17 protein-coding genes and 1 tRNA gene are annotated in these 18,466 nt (G+C 70.6%); 11 read left to right on the forward strand and 7 right to left on the reverse strand.

Going from position 1 to position 18,466, the window contains the following annotated elements:
• Positions 1 to 130 precede the first annotated feature (130 nt).
• The 5 genes from OG842_RS19440 to OG842_RS19460 form a co-directional block, all read right to left on the reverse strand.
• Complete coding sequence (locus OG842_RS19440) at positions 131 to 598, reverse strand: SAM-dependent methyltransferase (protein WP_266731204.1); 468 nt, start codon at positions 596 to 598, stop codon at positions 131 to 133.
• 64 nt (positions 599 to 662) lie between these two features.
• Positions 663 to 992, reverse strand: coding sequence for an SCO4225 family membrane protein (locus tag OG842_RS19445; RefSeq protein WP_266731206.1), 330 nt, complete (start codon positions 990 to 992; stop codon positions 663 to 665).
• A gap of 138 nt (positions 993 to 1,130) precedes the next feature.
• Complete coding sequence (locus OG842_RS19450; protein ID WP_266731207.1) at positions 1,131 to 1,574, reverse strand: hypothetical protein; 444 nt, start codon at positions 1,572 to 1,574, stop codon at positions 1,131 to 1,133.
• Between the two features lie 147 nt (positions 1,575 to 1,721).
• Positions 1,722 to 1,806, reverse strand: a tRNA-Ser gene (locus OG842_RS19455).
• A 126-nt stretch (positions 1,807 to 1,932) separates the two neighbouring features.
• Positions 1,933 to 3,375, reverse strand: a complete 1,443-nt coding sequence (locus OG842_RS19460; RefSeq protein ID WP_266731235.1) for a S1C family serine protease — start codon at positions 3,373 to 3,375, stop codon at positions 1,933 to 1,935.
• Between the two features lie 256 nt (positions 3,376 to 3,631).
• Here OG842_RS19460 and OG842_RS19465 point away from each other — a divergent pair, with 256 nt between their 5' ends.
• The 3 genes from OG842_RS19465 to OG842_RS19475 all read left to right on the forward strand — a co-directional run bounded on the left by OG842_RS19465 (position 3,632) and on the right by OG842_RS19475 (position 6,288).
• On the forward strand, positions 3,632 to 4,465 hold the full coding sequence (locus OG842_RS19465) for a glycerophosphodiester phosphodiesterase (protein WP_266731237.1): 834 nt from the start codon (positions 3,632 to 3,634) through the stop codon (positions 4,463 to 4,465).
• A 53-nt stretch (positions 4,466 to 4,518) separates the two neighbouring features.
• Positions 4,519 to 5,199 carry an ATP-binding protein gene (locus OG842_RS19470; RefSeq protein ID WP_266731239.1) on the forward strand — a complete coding sequence of 227 codons (681 nt, stop codon included), beginning with the start codon at positions 4,519 to 4,521 and terminating at the stop codon, positions 5,197 to 5,199.
• 123 nt (positions 5,200 to 5,322) lie between these two features.
• A complete protein-coding gene (locus OG842_RS19475) occupies positions 5,323 to 6,288 on the forward strand; it encodes a DUF5926 family protein (protein ID WP_266731240.1) in 966 nt (321 codons plus the stop codon).
• A 712-nt stretch (positions 6,289 to 7,000) separates the two neighbouring features.
• Here the strand turns inward: OG842_RS19475 and OG842_RS19480 are convergent.
• Complete coding sequence (locus OG842_RS19480) at positions 7,001 to 7,678, reverse strand: bifunctional DNA primase/polymerase (RefSeq protein WP_266731241.1); 678 nt, start codon at positions 7,676 to 7,678, stop codon at positions 7,001 to 7,003.
• Between the two features lie 632 nt (positions 7,679 to 8,310).
• Between OG842_RS19480 and OG842_RS19485 the strand changes: the two genes are divergently transcribed.
• Together OG842_RS19485 and OG842_RS19490 are read left to right on the forward strand one after the other, a co-directional pair.
• Positions 8,311 to 9,702 (forward strand): PP2C family protein-serine/threonine phosphatase, encoded by a 1,392-nt coding sequence (locus OG842_RS19485; protein ID WP_266731242.1) that lies wholly within the window; start codon positions 8,311 to 8,313, stop codon positions 9,700 to 9,702.
• 139 nt (positions 9,703 to 9,841) lie between these two features.
• Complete coding sequence (locus OG842_RS19490) at positions 9,842 to 11,305, forward strand: aminopeptidase P family protein (RefSeq protein ID WP_328512409.1); 1,464 nt, start codon at positions 9,842 to 9,844, stop codon at positions 11,303 to 11,305.
• 64 nt (positions 11,306 to 11,369) lie between these two features.
• On the opposite strand, the gene OG842_RS19495 is transcribed toward OG842_RS19490, so the two are convergent.
• Positions 11,370 to 11,915: an ATP-binding protein gene (locus OG842_RS19495; protein WP_266731246.1), complete on the reverse strand. Its 546-nt coding sequence runs from the start codon at positions 11,913 to 11,915 to the stop codon at positions 11,370 to 11,372.
• A 307-nt stretch (positions 11,916 to 12,222) separates the two neighbouring features.
• Here OG842_RS19495 and OG842_RS19500 point away from each other — a divergent pair, with 307 nt between their 5' ends.
• The 6 genes from OG842_RS19500 (at position 12,223) to efeB (ending at position 18,442) form a co-directional block, all read left to right on the forward strand.
• Entirely contained in the window at positions 12,223 to 13,026 is an 804-nt protein-coding gene (locus tag OG842_RS19500) for a hypothetical protein (RefSeq protein WP_328512410.1), read from the forward strand.
• Between the two features lie 148 nt (positions 13,027 to 13,174).
• A complete protein-coding gene (locus tag OG842_RS19505; protein WP_266731248.1) occupies positions 13,175 to 13,918 on the forward strand; it encodes a YcnI family copper-binding membrane protein in 744 nt (247 codons plus the stop codon).
• A gap of 45 nt (positions 13,919 to 13,963) precedes the next feature.
• Positions 13,964 to 14,617 carry an SCO family protein gene (locus OG842_RS19510; RefSeq protein ID WP_266731249.1) on the forward strand — a complete coding sequence of 218 codons (654 nt, stop codon included), beginning with the start codon at positions 13,964 to 13,966 and terminating at the stop codon, positions 14,615 to 14,617.
• Positions 14,614 to 15,063 carry a copper chaperone PCu(A)C gene (locus OG842_RS19515; protein ID WP_266731251.1) on the forward strand — a complete coding sequence of 150 codons (450 nt, stop codon included), beginning with the start codon at positions 14,614 to 14,616 and terminating at the stop codon, positions 15,061 to 15,063. Before OG842_RS19510 ends, OG842_RS19515 begins: the two co-directional genes overlap by 4 nt.
• Before the next feature lie 14 nt (positions 15,064 to 15,077).
• Positions 15,078 to 17,084 (forward strand): copper resistance CopC/CopD family protein, encoded by a 2,007-nt coding sequence (locus OG842_RS19520; protein WP_266731253.1) that lies wholly within the window; start codon positions 15,078 to 15,080, stop codon positions 17,082 to 17,084.
• A 44-nt stretch (positions 17,085 to 17,128) separates the two neighbouring features.
• Positions 17,129 to 18,442: an iron uptake transporter deferrochelatase/peroxidase subunit gene (gene efeB, locus OG842_RS19525; protein ID WP_266733692.1), complete on the forward strand. Its 1,314-nt coding sequence runs from the start codon at positions 17,129 to 17,131 to the stop codon at positions 18,440 to 18,442.
• The last annotated feature ends 24 nt before the right edge of the window (positions 18,443 to 18,466 follow it).

Consider the following 18,466-nt stretch of genomic DNA (forward strand, 5'->3'; position numbering starts at 1 on the left):
CCACAGACGTAAATGGCTGGTATCCAACCGTGCCGCCCCACCACCCGCCCCGGCCACCGCGGCTACGCCCCTGATCAGCGAACACTCTGCGGACAAACACCACTTGCCCCACCCGGCCCGACGGTCCCACCTACGGCTGGAAGTACTCCGACATCAGACTGCCGACCCATTCCGGCTGCTTGATGTCCACAGGGCTGAACTCCACCATCGCCGGCTTCAGGTCGATGACCGGGGTGCCCGAGACGGCGTCGAGGCCCACCACCGTCAGTTCGCGGCCGTCGACGGATTCGACGGCGCAGCACGTCACCCCGATGCGGTTCGGCCTGCGGGGTCCGCGACCGGCGAACACGCCGACGGGCGGGAGGTCGGAACGGCCTCGGTAGGGGCGGGGCTCGCGGTAGTCGTCGCGCTCCGGGAACTGGTCGAAGACGAAGAGGACCTCCACGTGTGAGAACTCCTCCAGGCCCTGGAGTGCTGCCTCGCCGAAGCGCTCGTCGATGGTGATCGTGCTGCGGACTGCACCCCAGTTGTCCGTGTGCTGGACATCCGTCCGGTCGTTCCGGACCGTACCTATCGGTGTGATCTCGAAGCTCGCCATGGCTGGAGGCTATCCCCGCCGCGCGTGCTCCAGCAGTGGCCTGCCGAGCAAGGAACGGAACAGTTCAGCCGCGGCTCGGACGGGGGAGCTCCTGGCGACGGCCGCGCAGAGCCGCCAGGAGCGCTCCCAGGGCGAACGACTGGACCAGAGCGCTGATGACGACCCCGCCGACCAGGTACCCGACGGGCGCCTCCATACCCCAGACCGCCCCAACCGCCCCTGCCGCCAGCAAGGAAGTGGGGGCGGTGAGAAGGAACGTCCATATCCCGACGATTCCGGGATCCTCGAACAGCGCGGCAGCCACTTCGAACACGACGGTCGCACCGACGAGCCCCAGATAGACAGCGGAAGCAGCATTGGCGAAGGTCAGACGCAGCAGGGTGCGCGCACTCATCGATTCCCCCCAGAAGATGTGGTGCTGCCCATGCTCCTGACGCGACCATGACACCGGCGTGAGTAGCCGTACTCAATTCGCCCCTGCCCCGGCACTCTGGCCCCCGCAGGCAGTCAGCCCGCGGGAGCCCTGGCCGGCTCAGTCGCCGGAGTAGCCCCAGAAGTAGATCTCCTGCGGCTCCCCCCGGTCGTCATGGAGCACGGCGCACCGCCCGTACCAACGCCAGTGGTCGAACTCCTCGAACCTCGGCACGTGCGCCCGGGTGAGCTTCCGCGCGCCCAGGACCCGCAGCGCCTCCTCCTCGGTCACCTGCTTGACCGTCCCGTAGTCCGGCTTCTCGTCGGGCCCGATGATCCGGAAGATGTCGAGGATCGAGTGCGTCCCGTCGTGCTGCACGAGCTCGTGCTCCCACAGCTCCTCCTCGGTCTCGGGCCACGGCAGCCGCTCGCCCTCGGGCCACCAGTCGGCGCCCGGACCCCAGTAGTACTCCCGCTCCTCGAAGACCTTCCGTCGCAACCCCTCGAACGCCCCGACGAGATCTTCCTGATGCGGCACGGAGTAGTCCCACCCCGAAGCACCCATCCGCCGTCCCCTCCCCACACAGCTCTGCCAGAACGGCCGGACGCTAACAGCGGCCACTGACAACACACAGGAGGACCGTGGTCCACGACGAAGGGGCGCCCCGTTCCCGGGACGCCCCTTCTCATCGGCGTGTTCGCCGAACTGCTGCGGTGGGTGTGGGATTTGAACCCACGGTGACTCGCGCCACGACGGTTTTCAAGACCGTTCCCTTAGGCCGCTCGGGCAACCCACCCCTGCTCCGCCCGCCTGTGACGGAGCGCCTACAGCGTACCGGTAGTCGGCCGTCGTCCGGATGCGCGGGAGGGCCCCGCGGGTGCGGGGCCCTCCTGGCGTCGGGCGCTGTGGCCGACCGGCCGGGTCAGCTGTCGCCGCTGCGCTCCCCGAGGGTGACCTCGGCCGTCGCCGTCCGGCCGTCGCGCTCGTAGGTCAGCGTCACGTGGTCGCCGGGCTTGTGGGTCCAGATCTCGCCGATCAGGGTCGGGCCGCTGTCGATCGGGGTGTCGTTGAACTTCGTGATGACATCGCCCGCCTCAAGGCCCGCCCGGTCCGCGGGGCCGTCCTTGGACACGGCCTCCGTGCCGCCCGCCCCCTGGTCGGAGATGACCGCGCCGCCGCTCTTCTCGTCCATGGTGACCGTGGCACCGATCACCGGGTAGACCGGCTTGCCGGTCTTGATCAGCTGCTGGGCGACGTTGGTCGCCTGGTTGATCGGGATCGCGAAGCCGAGGCCGATGGAGCCCGCCTGGGTCTGGCCGACGCTGCTGCCGGTCGACTGGATCGCCGAGTTGATGCCGATGACCGCGCCGCGGGCATCGAGCAACGGGCCACCGGAGTTGCCCGGGTTGATCGAGGCGTCGGTCTGCAGGGCGCTCATGTACGAGTTGCTGCCACCGGAGCCGTCACCGGAGGCGACCGGGCGGTTCTTGGCGCTGATGATGCCCGTGGTGACCGTGTTGGACAGGCCGAACGGGGCGCCGATCGCGATCGTGGAATCGCCGACCGCGACCTGGTCCGAATTGCCGAGGGAGAGCGGGGTGAGCCCGGACGGCGGGTTCTTCAGCTTCAGCACGGCGACGTCGTAGCCCTGCGCCCGGCCGACCACCTCGGCACCGTACTTCTTGCCGTTGGAGAACGTCGCCGTGAGCTGGCCGGTGTCCGCCGCGGAGGCCACCACGTGGTTGTTCGTGAGGATGTGGCCCTCCTTGTCGTACACGAAGCCGGTGCCCGTACCGCCCTCGCCGTCGCCGCCCTGCGCGTCGATGGTGACCACACTGGGCAGCGCCTTGGCTGCCACACCCGCGACCGTGCCGGGATCGCGCTTGAGGTCCTGCGGATTGGCGGAGGCCGAGACCGTGGTCGAGCCGGAGCCGTTGCGGTCGGCCGCCCAGTAGCCGAAGGCGCCGCCGATGCCGCCGGCGATCAGCGCCGCGGCTGCCACCGCCGCCACCAGGCCGCCCATGCCGCGCTTGCGCGGGCCTTCGGGGGCGTACGGCTGGGACTGCGCGCCCCAGACCGGACCGCCGCCGCCTGCACCGTGGGAGGCGTACGCGGGCACGGCGGGCGGGGCCGGGGGCGGCCAGTTGGCTTCGGCGGCCGACTGCGCCTGCGGTGCGTAAGGGGTGGTGTGGGGCTGGGGCGCGTGGGGAGGTGCGGTCGGCGGCTCGGCCGCCTGGGCGGGGGTGGACTCGGGCTGGCTCCCGGGCGCCCCCTGAGGAGCATCGGCCGGCACTGGAGGTACGGACGGAACGGACGGAACGGCCTCGCCCGCAGTGCCCTCGTTGCCCTCGTTCTCTGTGCTCACAGCTCTTTACTCCTCGGGTTCCACATCAATTTCGGCAAGAGATCCGCTGTGTACGTGTCCGGTAACAGCTTTTCCCAAGGCACGTCAGGCCACTGTAAGCAGGACCTGTGCATCCGCACACCAATCTTTACATCGGTCAAAACGGTCCCCCGGTGCAAGACGCACCGCAGGGTGCGCCTCGGCCGCGCCGCGTAGCTGCGCGCTTGCGCCGTGCAACGTGCTCCCAGCGGTCGCCCGACGGTGACACGATGACGCCGTGACCCACGCACGGCAGCAATCCACGCACCACCCCATCCAGGTCATCGCACACCGGGGCGCGTCCGACGACGCCCCCGAGCACACCCTGGCCGCGTACCGGAAGGCGATCGAGGACGGCGCCGACGCCCTGGAGTGCGACGTGCGGCTCACCGCCGACGGCCACCTCGTGTGCGTGCACGACCGCCGGGTGAACCGCACGTCCAACGGGCGCGGCGCCGTCTCCGCCCTGGAGCTCGCCGAACTCGCCGCCCTCGACTTCGGCTCCTGGAAGGACCGCGAGGAGTCGGAGTCCCCGGACTGGGATCCGGTGCCCGGGGAGCTCACCTCCGTACTCACCCTGGAACGGCTGCTCGAACTCGTCGTCGAGACCCGGGCCGCCGGCCGTCCGCTCCAGCTGGCCATCGAGACCAAGCACCCCACCCGCTGGGCGGGCCAGGTCGAGGAGCGGCTGCTGCAGTTGCTGAAGCACTTCGAACTCGACGCGCCCCCGGCCGACGGCCCGTCCCCGGTGCGCATCATGAGTTTCTCGGCGCGCTCGCTGCACCGCATCCAGGCTGCGGCCCCCACGCTGCCCACCGTGTACCTGATGCAGTTCGTCTCGCCGCGGCTGCGCGACGGGCGGCTGCCGGCCGGGGCCCGTATCGCCGGTCCGGGCATGCGGATCGTACGCAACCACCCCGGATACATCGACCGGCTGCACCGCGCGGGGCACCGCGTGCACGTCTGGACGGTGAACGAGCCGGCGGACGTCGAACTCTGCGTCGGTCTCGGCATCGAGGCAATCATCACGAACCGCCCGAAACAGGTTCTGTCACAACTGGGACGCTCTTAACATCAGTTACACGGAGTGCACCGGCGCATTCGAACCGTATTTGATCGTTACGAGTGCGTCACTGGCAGTCCATTGGCCGGTTTCCGGTCCAGCCCAGGGGGGCATCCACTCCGTGGCGTGGGGCAAAGGAGGTCTCGGGGGTGGCGTTGGTGGTGGCACAGGAAGTGCCCACGTCGTCGAGCATGGCCGTACCCCATGGCCCTGCGGGCGTGGGCCAGGCGCGGCACCGGATGCGCGAGCAGTTGCGCAGTCACGGGGTGTCGGATTCGGTCGTCGACGATGCAGTACTGATTCTTTCCGAACTGCTCAGCAATGCCTGTCGGCACGGCAGGCCACTGGGCCGGCACACGGATGTGGGTGACGGCGACGTCCGCGCCGCGTGGCGCGTCGACAGAACGGGCGGGTTGACCGTCGAAGTGACGGACGGCGGCGGTCCTACCCGCCCGGTTCCGGCCACCCCTTCGGTGACGGCGCGAGGCGGCCGCGGGCTCAACATCATCAGCGCACTGGCCGACGAGTGGGGCGTACGCGACAGCTCGTCCGGTGAAGTGACCGTCTGGGTCCTGGTCAACGAGGGACACGGGCAGGAGTCCGGGGTGCCGGGTGCGACGGGTCCGGGTGCGGCAGGGCCGGGCATGCCGGGGCCCGGCGCTGCGGGGACCGGCGTTTCGGGGGCGGGCATCCCGGGGCTCGACACGCTTGGTTTCGCGGACGCCTTCGACGACGTGAGCTGACGTTCCGGCACGCATACCGGTACCGGCGCACGCGTGGGCGCGTGGCACGTGTGTCCCGGACGCGACGGGGACGGCTAGGCTCGCGGCCCAGACCGCACTGTCGCAATCGGGAGAAAGCCCACCATGGCCAAGAAGCGCCCTCAGACCAAGGCCGGGAAGCAGCAACTCAAGGACGGCGAGATCCCGGTGGTCGGGGCTCGCGAGCCCTGCCCGTGCGGTTCGGGCCGCCGCTACAAGGCGTGTCACGGCCGCGCCGCCGCCCAGGCCGTGACCGAGCTCGTCCACCGTCCCTTCGAGGGTCTGGCCGGGGAGTGCGACTGGGTCGCACTGCGCGAACTGGTGCCGGCCGCCACGGTGGCGCTGACGCTGAAGGACGGGCTGCCCGAGGGCGTGCCCTCGGTGACGCTCGCGACCGTGCTGCCGATGGCCTGGCCGGCGCTCCGCCGCGACGACGGTTCGGTGCTGCTCGCCCTGCAGAACGACACCCCGTCCGGCGACCTCAGCCGTGACCTCGCGGACATCCTGCTGCGGGCGCTGGCCGCCGAGCCCGGTTCGCCCGTGGCGGCGCAGCGCGTGCCGGCCGACGGTCCCCGGCTGCAGGACGTGCTCGACCCGGATGCGGCGTTCGAGCCCGCCGTCCACTCCGGCTTCGAATTCTGGGTGCCGGACGCGGAGAACGCCACGCCCGAGGTGTCCGCCTCGCTGGAGCGCGCGAACGAGGCGGCGATCCCGACGACGCGGCTCGCCGGCGTGGACGCCGCCTACTGGTGCGAGACCCCGGAGAAGAACCACCTTCGCTGGGTCATGCCGCACGCCGAGGAGCGGCTGCTCGACGCGCTCGCCCGGCTGCACGCCGCCGGCACCTCCTCGCTGGGCGAGGGCACCAGACTGGTCGGCTCCTTCCGGGCGCACGGGCTGATGGTCCCGGTCTGGGACCTGCCGAGCGCGATGGGTGCCGAGGAGTGCGAGAAGCCCGCGGCGGAGTTCGCGGAGCGACTGACCGAGGCGCTCGCCTCGGACGCGCCGCTCACCGCGGAGGAGAGGCGGGCCCGCGGCGGGCTCACCAACCGCCAGGTGACGCTCAGCTGACAGTGACGAACCCCGGGCCCCACCGGGCCCGTCAGGTGACTCGCGTCACAACTCGCCGTACTCGCAGGTAAATCCCTGTCCGAATACGCGAGATCGAATTTGCGAACGGCAGATCTCTTGTTACCGTTCTAGAAGCCCGGTCGCTGGTGCATCCCCCGTCGCCAGCGATCGGGCATCCTCATTTCCGGATGCGGCGCACAGCGCGCGACACGGCGCACGAGCCCGCGCGCAAACCTCTTGTCGATACGCCCCGGCTCATCGCGCACGACAGATCGCGCCCCCAGCACTCCTATGTTCCGCCCTGGGCCCTCACCTTGCCCGCGACGCCCCGAACCACGTACGGACCGATCGGTCTCGGACAGATACCTGGCCGGGCGCCGGATGCCGGGTTCCAGATGCCGGGTTCCGGATTCCAGGGGCTGGACGATCTTCGCTACTCGAATAAACATTCGAGTAGTCCGTTCGCGGCGTTCCGGAAAGTTCATCAGAAAGCCTTCCGCCGCCGCACTTTGCAGCGGCGGAAGCAGAGGACTTTGCATTTGCGCGGCATGAGCCGAGATCGGAACCGGAGCCGTATACGACATGCGGAAACCGATCACCGGATATTGACGAGCCTCATTAGTCGGCTTCACATGAGTATCTGACGGTCCGCCGGATATCCCGGCGGAATACCGGGCCGACGCGATTCACCCCGGCACTCCGCCGGTACCCGTCAGTACGCGAGCCGGCTGCCGCCGTCCGGTGCGCCGCTGCTCGCCTCGACCAGCGCGTCCAGCACCGCCCCCACGTCCGGCAGCCACGGCGCGTCCGGCGCCGGGGCCCGCTCCCAGCGCACCTGCCCCGTCCCCGCCTCGGACGGCGGGAGGACGAGATAGCCGCCCTCGCCATGGAAACGCAGCGAACTGGGCACCCAGTCCTGGGCGTGCAGCAGCTCACCGAGCCGTTCGAGGCTGTACGGGGCGACCAGCAACGACCACCGCGTCGGCGTCGCCACCACGGGGCCGAGCCGCACATGCATCCCGTCCAGCTCCACCAGCGCGCGGGCGGCGGCCACGGCCGGCAGGCTCAGCGCGCACGGGGCGCGCCCGCCGGTGGCCAGGAGGATCGGGGCGGTGGGCCGGTTGGTCCACCACCAGCGCACCATGCGCTCGTCGGTGGTCGCCGCGAGGAGACCGGGATCGAAGGGGTGTGCGCCGGGCACGGCGCACTCGGGATCGGGACAGGCACAGCCGCGGCCACGGTCTCCGCGGGCACCGGCCGCCTGCAGTCCCACTCCGGGAAGCACGGGCCACTGCCATGCGGTGGCACAGGTCAGGGCCGCGTCGAGCTGGGCGGGCCTTCCCCTGCGCCGGAGCCGGAGCCTGCGTCGCCTTCCGAGGATCTCGCGCATGAGCGCTCGTTCCTTTCCGTTGAACGCCGAGGGTCCACATCACACCACGTGCGAGTTGCTGTACGTGATCATCACTTCACTGTGCGTACATGCTCTTCGAATCTGCGGTACGGGTGGGTCGTCGGTACCGAGCATGGGCCGAGCCGAGTCGAGCAGGTGCGAGACGGGTCCGGACCGACAGGTCCGGACAAGCGCGGCGAGGGGCAGCGCGCATGTCGCGCCTGCCGAACCAAGGTGCAAACCCCGCCACTCGGGGGTGGGTGCGTGGCCGTCACTGGAGAGGACGTCCGGGCCCGCTGCCGGGTTCCGGGGCGATCGGAACTGCCCCTGGCCTTCATCGATTACGTACCCAGCATGCCCGAAATGACGCTCCTCCGGGACTTCACCCCGAGAACACCCCCTGTTCGAGCACACCCAGTCGACCGTAAATAGTTACCCACGGGTGCGTTTTTTGGCCAACTTGACGGCCACTCTGACACCATAAATCCCGTGGTGACAATGCTGGACATCGCCTCACTTGTGCGTGTACATGTGGTGCACGTGTACATGCGGATGCCCTGATAGCGACGCAGAATGACATGGGGGTTTGCGATGCTATTCGACGAAACGCACTGGTCGGAAAGTCGGCAGCCATGAGCGCCCCACACCTCCCGAAAGTGGCTGGAATCGATCCAACAGTTCCGGTTTCAGCGCACACTGCCGGGTCTCTGTCCGAAGTGCCCTCCGCCCCCGGGGCCTTCATCCAGGACCGGCTCGCCGGCTGGATCTCCGACCTGACCACGCTGCACGAACTCACCGAGCGGCTGGCCAGAACCAGCACGCTCGACGACGCGCTCCACGAACTCCTGGACGCCGGGGCAGCCCTGGTCGGCGCCCGCCGCGGCCTGGTCGTCTTCGAACCGTCCGACCGCCGCGGCCCCGTGTCCACCATCGGCCTCGGGCTCGCCCATGCCGAGCTCGGGCAGATCGAGACGGTTCCGCGCACCGCCACCTCCTACGGCCGGATCCTGGAAGGCCTCCCGGACACCGAAGGAGCGCTGACCACCCCCGACCTGCTGGGCGACCCCGGTCTGGACCCCCGCCGCCGCGAAGTCGCCGCCCGGCTCGGATACGCCGCCAGCTACGCCGTACCGATCACCGCCGAGGCGACCGGCAGGCTCGGTGCCGCCGTCTGGCTGTACGACGAACCCGCCGAACCGCTGGAGCGCCAGCGCCATCTCGTCGGCCTCTACGCCGGACACGCCGGTGAACACCTGGCCAGGCTGCTGGAGCTGGAGCGGGCCAGGGCCGATGTCTCGACCGTCATGGAGGAGCTGCTGCCCGGCCGGCTGCCCCGGGTCCCCGGCGTACAACTGGCCGCCCGCCACCGCAGGGCGGCGCAGGGCGGCGGCGACTGGTACGACGCGCTGGCCCTTCCGGAGGACGCGCTCGGTCTCGCGGTGGGCTCGGTGAACGGCTCCGGGCCGAGCGCCCTGGCTGCCATGGGGCGGCTGCGGGCGGGTCTGCGGGCGTACGCGGTGATGGAGGGCGAGGATCCGGTCGCCGTGCTCTCGGACCTGGAACTGCTGCTGCGGCTGACCGAACCGGCCCGTACGGCGACCGCGCTGTTCGCGTACTGCGAACCGGCCGAGCGCAAGATCCTGCTGGCCGGCGCGGGCCACGCCCCGCCGCTCCTGATCGGCGACCGGCGCACCGAATTCATCGAGACCTCGGTCTCCGCGCCGCTGGGCATGCTCGCCTGCTGGGAGGCGCCCAGCGTGGAGATCGTCCCGGCGCCCGGCGAGACCGTACTGCTCTACACCGACGGGCTGCTGCGCCGCACCGGCGTCTCGACGGACCGGGCGTTCGCGCGGCTCCACTCGGCGGCCGCGTCCGTACCGAAGGCGATGCGCCACGACGCCGGAGCCGTCGCCGACCATGTGCTGCGCACCGTGCTGCCGGACGGGCTCGACCGGAGCGACCACGCTCCCGATCCCGGTGACAGCGCCGAGGACGTGGTCGTACTGGCCGCGCATTTCGACTGAGCGACACCAGGTCTCGCGGGGTTCCCCGCCCCGTCCGCCTGCCCCGGTCCGGCCATGTAACAGGTCTTCCGGCCCTGTGCCCCTTCCGTACGCCCGTACGATGGACGGGGTCCAGTGTCGTATCAAGGAGAGACAAATCGTGGCTGAGGAGCTCACCCCGGAGAACCCGGAGACCGAGGAAGAAGAGACGGTCAAGCAGCGGAAGAACGGCCTGTACCCGGGCGTCTCCGATGAACTCGCCGCGAACATGAAGTCCGGTTGGGCCGATACCGAACTGCACGGCCTCGAACCGATCGCCCAGGCCGTGCACACGGCCGCCCGCCGCGCCGCGCTCTCCGCGCGCTTCCCCGGTGAGCGGCTGGTCATTCCCGCGGGCAACCTGAAGACCCGCTCCAATGACACCGAGTACGCCTTCCGCGCCTCCACCGAGTACGCGTACCTCACCGGCGACCAGACCCAGGACGGCGTCCTCGTCCTGGAGCCGACCGAGGACGGTCACGAGGCGACCATCCACCTGCTGCCGCGCTCCGACCGCGAGAACGGCGAGTTCTGGCTCGACGGCCAGGGCGAGCTGTGGGTCGGCCGCCGCCACTCCCTCGCCGAGGCCGAGCAGCTGCTGGGCATCCCGGCGAAGGACGTGCGCAAGCTCCCCGCAGCGCTGACCGAGGCCACCGGCCCGGTCCGCAACGTCCGCGGCCACGACGCCGGCATCGAGGCCGCGCTGACCGACAAGGTCACCGCGGAGCGCGACGAGGAGCTGCGCGTCTTCCTGTCCGAGGCCCGGCTGGTCAAGGACGCCTTCGAGATCGCCGAGCTGGAGAAGGCCTGCGACGCCACCGCGCGCGGCTTCGAGGACGTCGTCAAGGTCCTCGACAAGGCCGAGGCGACGAGCGAGCGCTACATCGAGGGCACCTTCTTCCTGCGTGCCCGCATCGAGGGCAACGACATCGGCTACGGCTCGATCTGCGCGGCCGGCCCGCACGCCACCACCCTGCACTGGGTGCGCAACGACGGACCGGTGCGCTCCGGCGAGCTGCTGCTGCTCGACGCCGGCGTGGAGACCAACGACCTCTACACCGCCGACGTGACCCGCACCCTTCCGATCAACGGCACGTTCACGCCGGTGCAGCGGAAGATCTACGACGCGGTGTACGAGGCGCAGGAGGCGGGCATCGCCGCCGTCAAGCCCGGCGCCGCCTACCGCGACTTCCACGACGCCGCGCAGCGGGTGCTCACCGAGAAGCTCGTCGAGTGGGGCCTGCTGGGCGACCTGACCGTGGACAAGGTCCTGGAGCTGGGGCTCCAGCGCCGCTGGACGCTGCACGGCACCGGTCACATGCTCGGCATGGACGTCCACGACTGCGCCGCCGCGCGCACCGAGGCGTACGTCGACGGAACGCTGGAGCCGGGCGTCTGCCTCACGGTCGAGCCCGGTCTGTACTTCCAGACCGACGACCTGACCGTGCCGGAGGAGTACCGGGGCATCGGCGTCCGGATCGAGGACGACATCCTCGTCACCGAGGACGGCAACCGGAACCTCTCCGACAAGCTGCCGCGCCGGTCCGACGAGGTCGAGGAGTGGATGGCCCGGCTCAAGGGCTGATCCGGAACATCCGGCCCGGCCTTCCGGGCCGACAGGCCGCAGAACCCGGCGAAGGACGCCCTGCTCAGGACACCATGAGCAGGGCGTCCTTCCGCCATTTCAGGACCTTGTCGAAGCTGACGACGGCGCCGCGGCCGGGGCGGTTGCCGAAGTGCACGTGGTCGGCGAGCTGCTCGATCAGACACAGCCCCCGGCCGTCCTCGGCGCCGAGCGGCGGGTACTGCCGGGGTCCGTAGTTCTGCGCCGTCGTACGAAGGGGGCTCCGGGCGGGGAAGCCGGGCCCCGAATCGGTGACCTCGATACGGCACTTCTCGCCGTCCAGATAGGCGGTGACCCGGTACTGCGCCGAGTCGGCGCCGGGCAGCTCGTCCCACACGTCCCACGGATCCCGGCTGCCGAACTGGTCGCCCTGGCCCTCCCGGTCCTCATGGACGCCGTGGTCACCGCCGTGCTCGACGGCGTTCGCGCAGGCCTCGCTGAGTGCGAGCGACAGGTCGAAGGAGATGTCCGGGTCCACGCCCGCGGTCTCCATGGTGCCCAGCAGGAAGCGGCGGGCGAGCGGAACGCTCGCAGCCTCGCGCCGCAGATGGAGGGACCACCAGATGCTCATGCTCCAGCCTCCTGGCTGCGGCTCGACATACCGATACCTATTGCCGCGCAGCGCCGTTCGTAAGCGCAGACCGGATGTGAGACCGCTCATTCGGCGGATACCAGCTCCACGTGCGCCCGTGTATGCCCGCCGTACACCGCGCGAGTCCGATCCGGCAGACATGCTCCACCCGGCATGTTCCACGTGGAACGTTCCGCCTGGCACGTTCCACCGGTACGTACCCACCGGCTCGTTCCAATCGGACGGAAGGCGACCTTCCGGACCTGCCGTACGGAACCCGGGGGCCCGGTGCGATGATGACCCCGCCATGTCTATGCCGGTCGCACGCGCCGGAGCCGGTCTGCGGCTCCTGAGGACCGCGGTGTTCGCCGCGGTCTGTGTCGCGCTGTCCGCGGCCGGTCACACGCTGGCCTCCTGTGCGCCCGTCCCCTGGTGGACCCTGCTCGCCGGATTCCTGGGGATGTCCGCGGTGGCGGCACCGCTCGCCGGACGCGAGCGTTCACTGCCGTCCATCGCCGCCGCGCTGGCGGGTGGACAGATCGCCCTGCACGCCCTGTTCGGCATGGGCACGCACGGCACCCCGGCGAACGCCGCGGCGGGCGACGACTCGTTGATCCGGTTCGCGGCAAGCCTCGTGTGCGGAGCCGGTCCGGCGCAGCTGAGCGCCGCCGAGGCGCACCGCATCGTCACCACCGCGGGCATCGACCCGGCAACGGTGGCGGGCGGCGGCCATCAGCACCTGGCCGCCTCGTCCGGTGCGGATCCGACCACGCTCGCCGCCCTGCTGCCCGACCTGCCCATGCTGCTCGGCCACTTGCTGGCCGCGGTGGCCACGGGCTGGCTGCTGCGCCGCGGCGAGATCGCCCTGTTCCGGCTGGTCCGGCTGTCCGCGCACGGCGCCCAGCAGATCGCGGCCGGGGCCCGGCTGCGCGCGCTGCGCGCCGCGCTCGCCCTGGTCGCCGCCCTGCGCGCCGGGCTTCCCGGCGGCCCGACGACCGGGCCGCGCACCTTCCGTACGGCGGTCGACGCCCCGGCCCCCGCCACCGGGGACCCGTTGCAGCACCTGGTGATCAGGCGCGGTCCGCCACTCGCGTACGCACTCGCAGCCTGACGCGACACCTCCACCCGGCACACGGACCACTCGGTTCCGTACCCGGTCGGCGCATGCCCGCCGTTCGAATGGGAGAGGTGTCGTGATGCCGGCGCGCACCCGCGCGCCGCACCACCTTCCTTCGTGCTTCCGTGGAGTGATACCTGCCATGAACGTTTCCCGCATCGCCCTCGCCGGCGGCGTCGCCGCTTCCACCGTCCTGATCCTCGCCGGGACCGCCTCCGCGCACGTCAGCGTGCAGCCGCAGGGCGAAGCCGCCAAGGGCGGTTACGCCACCGTCAACTTCAAGGTCCCCAACGAGCGCGACGACGCCGCGACGACCAAGGTCGAGGTCAACTTCCCGACCGACCACCCGCTGGCCTCCGTCCAGCCGCAGGCCGTCCCCGGCTGGGACATCGAGGTCACCCGGAGCAAGCTGGCCAAGCCGATGGAGATGCACGGCCAGAAGATCAACGAGGCCGTCTCCAAGGTCACCTGGACCGCCACGGGCGACAAGGACGAGCGCGGCATCCGCCCCGGCCGGTTCCAGCAGTTCCCGCTCTCCATCGGCCAGCTCCCCGAGGACGCCGACCAGCTGGTGTTCAAGGCCATCCAGACGTACGACAACAAGGAAGTCGTCCGCTGGATCGAGGAGCAGAAGAAGGGCGCCGAGGAGCCCGAGAGCCCGGCGCCGGTCCTCGCCCTGACCGCACCCGCCACCGGCGAGCACGGCGCGGCCGCCGACGCCAAGAGCGCCGACGCCGGTGCTCAGGCTGCGGACAAGGAGACGACGGCCGCTTCGGACGCGTCCGACAGCGACACCACGGCCCGTGTCCTCGGCATCGTCGGCATCGTCATCGGCGTGGCCGGAGTGGCCTTCGGGCTCCTCGCCGGCCGCCGCCGCACCGCCTGATCCACCGCACCACTCGTATCACCGACCCTCAGGAACCAGTGCTCCATGACTAAGAAAACGGTGCTGGCCGCGGCGTTCGTCGCCGCGGCCGCGCTCACCCTGTCCGCCTGCGGCAGCAACGACGACAACGCCAAGAAGCCCATCGCCGACGTATCGGTCGAGGCCAAGACCAAGGCCGCGACCGTCCTGGACCAGCCGTTCACCAAGCCGAACCTGGTCCTCACCGACACCCACGGCAAGAAGTACGACCTCCGGGAGCAGACCAAGGGCAAGCCGACCCTGATCTACTTCGGCTACACCAACTGCCCCGACGTCTGCCCGCTCATCATGAGCAACATCGCCATCGCCAAGAAGGCGCTGCCCAAGGCCGACCAGGACAAGCTCCAGGTCATCTTCGTGACCACCGACCCCGAGCGGGACACCCCGTCCTCGCTCGGCACCTGGCTCAAGTCCCAGGACGCCTCCTTCATCGGCCTCACCGGCGACTTCCCGACCATCCAGGCGGGCGCACGCCAGATCGGCATCGGCATCGACGCCCCGAAGAAGGAGAAGGACGGCACGGTCGTCTCGATGCACGGGTCCCAGGTCATCGCGTTCTCGCCGAAGACCGACAAGGGTTACCTCGTCTACAGCGAGGACACCTCGCCCGACGACTACACCAAGGACCTCCCCAAGATCGTCAAGGGGGAGACCCCGTGAACCGCCGCACCGCCCTCGTCGGCGTCGCCGCCCTCACCGCGGGGCTGACGCTGGCGGGTTGCTCGTCCTCGGACGGCAAGCCGGAGCTGAAGGTGACCGGCGCGTTCATGCCGCAGCCCGTCAGCGACATGGCGGCCGGATTCCTCGTCGTGAAGAACAGCGGCGGGGAGTCCGACCGGCTCACCTCGGTCACCAGCTCGCTCTCCGACGACATCACGATCCACGAGACGAAGAACCAGACCATGCGCATGGTGACGTCCTTCGACGTGCCCGCGGGCGGCGAGCTGGATCTGCAGCGCGGCGGAAACCACATCATGTTCATGAAACTCAAGCAGCGGCCCACACAGGGCGACAAGGTGTCCGTGGAGCTGCACTTCGAGAAGGCCGACCCGATAAAGGTCACCCTTCCCGTGAAGGAGACCACCTACAACCCGAAGAAGCCGTGAGGGACTGACTCGTCATGACAGCCACCGCCCCGCACTTCGGACCGACCCCGTCCACCCCCGCGATGCGCCGGCCACTGGCCGCGGCCGCACTCCTCGCCGCCCTCGTCGGCATGGTGTTCGCCCTGTTGCTGGGAGGCGCGGGTCCCGCGTCCGCGCATGCCGCACTGACCGGGAGCGATCCGCAGGACGGGGCGGTGGTCGCCACCGCCCCCAAGGAGGTCACGCTCACCTTCTCCGAGCAGGTCGCCGTCGACGAGGACTCCATCCGGATCCTGGACCCCGACGGCAAACGCGCCGACACCGCTGCCGTCCCGCGCGATCTGGGGGGCGGTGCCCTCACGAAGTACGGCGTCTCACTGCACAGCGGACTGCCCGACGGCACGTACACCGTCGCCTGGCAGGCCGTGTCCGCGGACAGCCACCCCGTGTCAGGCGCCTTCACCTTCTCCGTCGGAGCCCCCTCGAAGACCACCGTGGCACTCCCGACGGACCAGGCCGGGGGCGGCCTCGTCGGCACCCTCTACGGCATCGCGCGCTACGCCGCGTACGCCGGCTTCATCCTGCTGGCCGGCGGCTCCGCCTTCGTGCTGGCCTGCTGGCAACGCGGTGCGGGGGCCCGGTCGTTGCAGCGCCTGGTCGTACGCGGCTGGATGACCCTCACCGTCGCCACCCTGGCGATGCTGCTCCTGCGCAACCCGTACACCGGGTCCGGGAAGCTCGCGGACGCCTTCGACCTCGACGGCCTGAAGGCCGTGCTCGACACCAAGCCCGGCGCCGCACTCGTCTCCCGGCTGCTGCTGCTCGGCGCCTCCGCGCTCTTCATCGCTGTGCTCTTCGGCGCCTACGCCAAGCGCGAGGACGAGCGCGAGAAGAAGGACCTCACCTTCGGTCTGGCCATCGGCGGCACGGTGATCGCCGCCGGGATCGCCGGTACGTGGGCGCTCGCCGAGCACGCCTCGACCGGGCTCCAGCCCGGCATCGCCATGCCGGTCGATGTGCTCCACCTGCTGGCCGTCGCCGCCTGGCTCGGCGGTCTCACGGCCCTGCTGGTCGCGCTCTACCGGACCCCCGACATCGGTGCGGCGGCCGTACGGCGCTTCTCCCGCATCGCGTTCGGCAGCGTCATCGTGCTCACCGCGACCGGGATCTACCAGTCCTGGCGCCAGGTCGGTACCTGGTCCGCGCTCACCGGCACCGCATACGGGCAGCTGCTGCTCGTGAAGGTGGGGCTCGTCGCCCTCCTCGTCGGGATCGCCTGGATCTCGCGGCGGTGGACGGCCCGCCTGATCACGGGCGGGGGCGGCGCGGCGGCGGAGGCGACGACTGCGACGGAGGCTGGGAAGTCCTCTCCGGCCCAGGCGTCCGAAAGCGCCGAGGACCCGAACGCCTCCGGAACCGCGGACGCTTCCGGGGCCACGGGCGCTTCTGGGACCACGGCCGAGGACCCCGCGCGGGCGGCTCAGCTCGCCCGGCAGCAGGCCGCCGTGGCCACCGCCGAGAAGAAGCGCATCCGCGACGCCGACCCCGACCGGTCCGGGCTGCGCCGGTCGGTGCTGGCCGAAGTGGGCGTCGCCGTGGCGCTGCTGGCGGTGACGACCGTGCTGACCTCGACCGAGCCGGCGCGTACCGAGGAAGAGGCGGCCCGCGCATCGACTGCGGCGGCCGCCCCGGCGGCCGCGGGCCCGGTCGAGATGAAGCTGCCCTTCGACACGGGCGGCACCAATGGCAAGGGAACGGTGCGGATGGAGATCACTCCGGCCGGTACCGGCGCCAATGAGCTCCACCTCTGGATCGACGGCAGCGACGGAAAGCCCATGGACGTCCCCGAGGTGAAGGTCGCCCTCACCCTGAAGTCCAAGGACATCGGCCCGCTCCCCGTCGTCCCCGCCCGGCTGACAGAGGGCCACTGGACCGCCGGCGACGTCCAGATCCCGATGGCGGGCAACTGGAAGGTCGCCGTGACCGTGCGTACGTCGGACATCGATCAGACGACCATCGACAAGAACGTGAAGATCGGCTGAGCGGGATCGTGAGCGTAGACAACAGCAGGAAAGCATCCCGCAGCGTGGACGACGGCGCCCGTGACGGCAGTGCCCGTGGCAGCAGTGCCCGTGACGGCAGTGGTATCTCCCGGCGTCGGCTGATCGGCAGCGCGGGCGCGGCCGGTGCGGCCGGGCTGGTGCTGGGCGCGGCGGGCGGTGCCACCGGCTATGCCGCGACCCGCCCCGACGAACCCACCGCACTGACCGCGGTCGGCTCCACCCAGGTGATGTTTCACGGGAAACATCAACCGGGGATCACCACTCCGCTTCAGGCGAGCGGCCATCTCGTCGCCTTCGACCTGGTGCCCGGTGCCGGCCGGAAGGAGGCCGCCGCCCTGATGCGCCGGTGGTCGGCGACAGCCGAACGCCTGATGGCCGGCGAGCCCGCCGGGAGCGGCGCGGCGGACGGACCGGACCACGACACCGGGATCGCGCTGGACGCCGGACCGTCCTCGCTGACCGTCACCTTCGGCTTCGGCCGGACCTTCTTCGAACGCACGGGCCTGGCCGACCGCCGCCCGCCGGGGCTCGACCCGCTGCCGCCCTTCTCCTCCGACCACATCGACACCGCGCGCTCCAACGGTGACCTCTGGGTCCAGATCGGCGCGGACGACGCGCTGGTCGCCTTCCACGCACTGCGGGCCGTGCACAAGGAGGCCGCCCCGGCCGCCAGGGTCCGCTGGCAGATGAACGGTTTCAACCGCGCCCCCGGTGCCACGGCCCGGCCGATGACCGCCCGCAATCTGATGGGCCAGGTCGACGGCACCAACAACCCGAAACCGGCCGACAGCGACTTCGACCGCCGCATCTTCGTCCCGGCCGCCCGGGACGGAAGCGATGCGAAGTACGACTGGCTCGCGGGCGGCTCGTACGTGGTCGTGCGCCGGATCAGGATGCTGCTCGACGACTGGGAGAAACTCCCGGTGGAACGGCAGGAGCAGGTCATAGGGCGCCGGAAGAAGGACGGCGCCCCGCTGAGCGGCGGCACCGAGACCAGCGCGATGGACCTCGACCGGGCGGGCCCCGACGGCAAGCTCCTGATCCCGGAGAACGCCCACGCCCGGATCTCCACCCCCGAGAAGAACAGCGGCGCGGCCATGCTGCGACGCCCCTTCTCGTACCACGATGGCATCTCGGCGGACGGCACTCCGGACGCCGGTCTGCTCTTCATCTGCTGGCAGGCGGATCCGCTGCGCGGGTTCGTCCCGGTGCAGCGGAAGCTGGACCGGGGCGATGCCCTGTCGCCGTTCATCCGGCACGAGGCGAGCGGCCTGTTCGCGGTGCCGGGCGGTGCGGCGGACGGCGAGTACGTGGGGCAGCGACTGCTGGAGTCCTGAGCCACCGGGGCGCATTAGGGTGAC

Source organism: Streptomyces sp. NBC_00376 (assembly GCF_036077095.1).
GTDB lineage: Bacteria > Actinomycetota > Actinomycetes > Streptomycetales > Streptomycetaceae > Streptomyces.

Bases quoted from the DNA above. Each gene is read 5' to 3' on its own strand.
- OG842_RS19475 (WP_266731240.1), top strand. From the start codon at position 5,323: ATGGCCAAGAAGCGCCCTCAGACCAAGGCCGGGAAGCAGCAACTCAAG.
- OG842_RS19445 (WP_266731206.1), bottom strand. From the start codon at position 992: ATGAGTGCGCGCACCCTGCTGCGTCTGACCTTCGCCAATGCTGCTTCC.
- OG842_RS19505 (WP_266731248.1), top strand. From the start codon at position 13,175: ATGAACGTTTCCCGCATCGCCCTCGCCGGCGGCGTCGCCGCTTCCACC.
- OG842_RS19500 (WP_328512410.1), top strand. From the start codon at position 12,223: ATGTCTATGCCGGTCGCACGCGCCGGAGCCGGTCTGCGGCTCCTGAGG.
- OG842_RS19480 (WP_266731241.1), bottom strand. From the start codon at position 7,678: ATGCGCGAGATCCTCGGAAGGCGACGCAGGCTCCGGCTCCGGCGCAGG.
- OG842_RS19440 (WP_266731204.1), bottom strand. From the start codon at position 598: ATGGCGAGCTTCGAGATCACACCGATAGGTACGGTCCGGAACGACCGG.
- OG842_RS19450 (WP_266731207.1), bottom strand. From the start codon at position 1,574: ATGGGTGCTTCGGGGTGGGACTACTCCGTGCCGCATCAGGAAGATCTC.
- OG842_RS19510 (WP_266731249.1), top strand. From the start codon at position 13,964: ATGACTAAGAAAACGGTGCTGGCCGCGGCGTTCGTCGCCGCGGCCGCG.
- OG842_RS19520 (WP_266731253.1), top strand. From the start codon at position 15,078: ATGACAGCCACCGCCCCGCACTTCGGACCGACCCCGTCCACCCCCGCG.
- OG842_RS19495 (WP_266731246.1), bottom strand. From the start codon at position 11,915: ATGAGCATCTGGTGGTCCCTCCATCTGCGGCGCGAGGCTGCGAGCGTT.
- OG842_RS19485 (WP_266731242.1), top strand. From the start codon at position 8,311: ATGAGCGCCCCACACCTCCCGAAAGTGGCTGGAATCGATCCAACAGTT.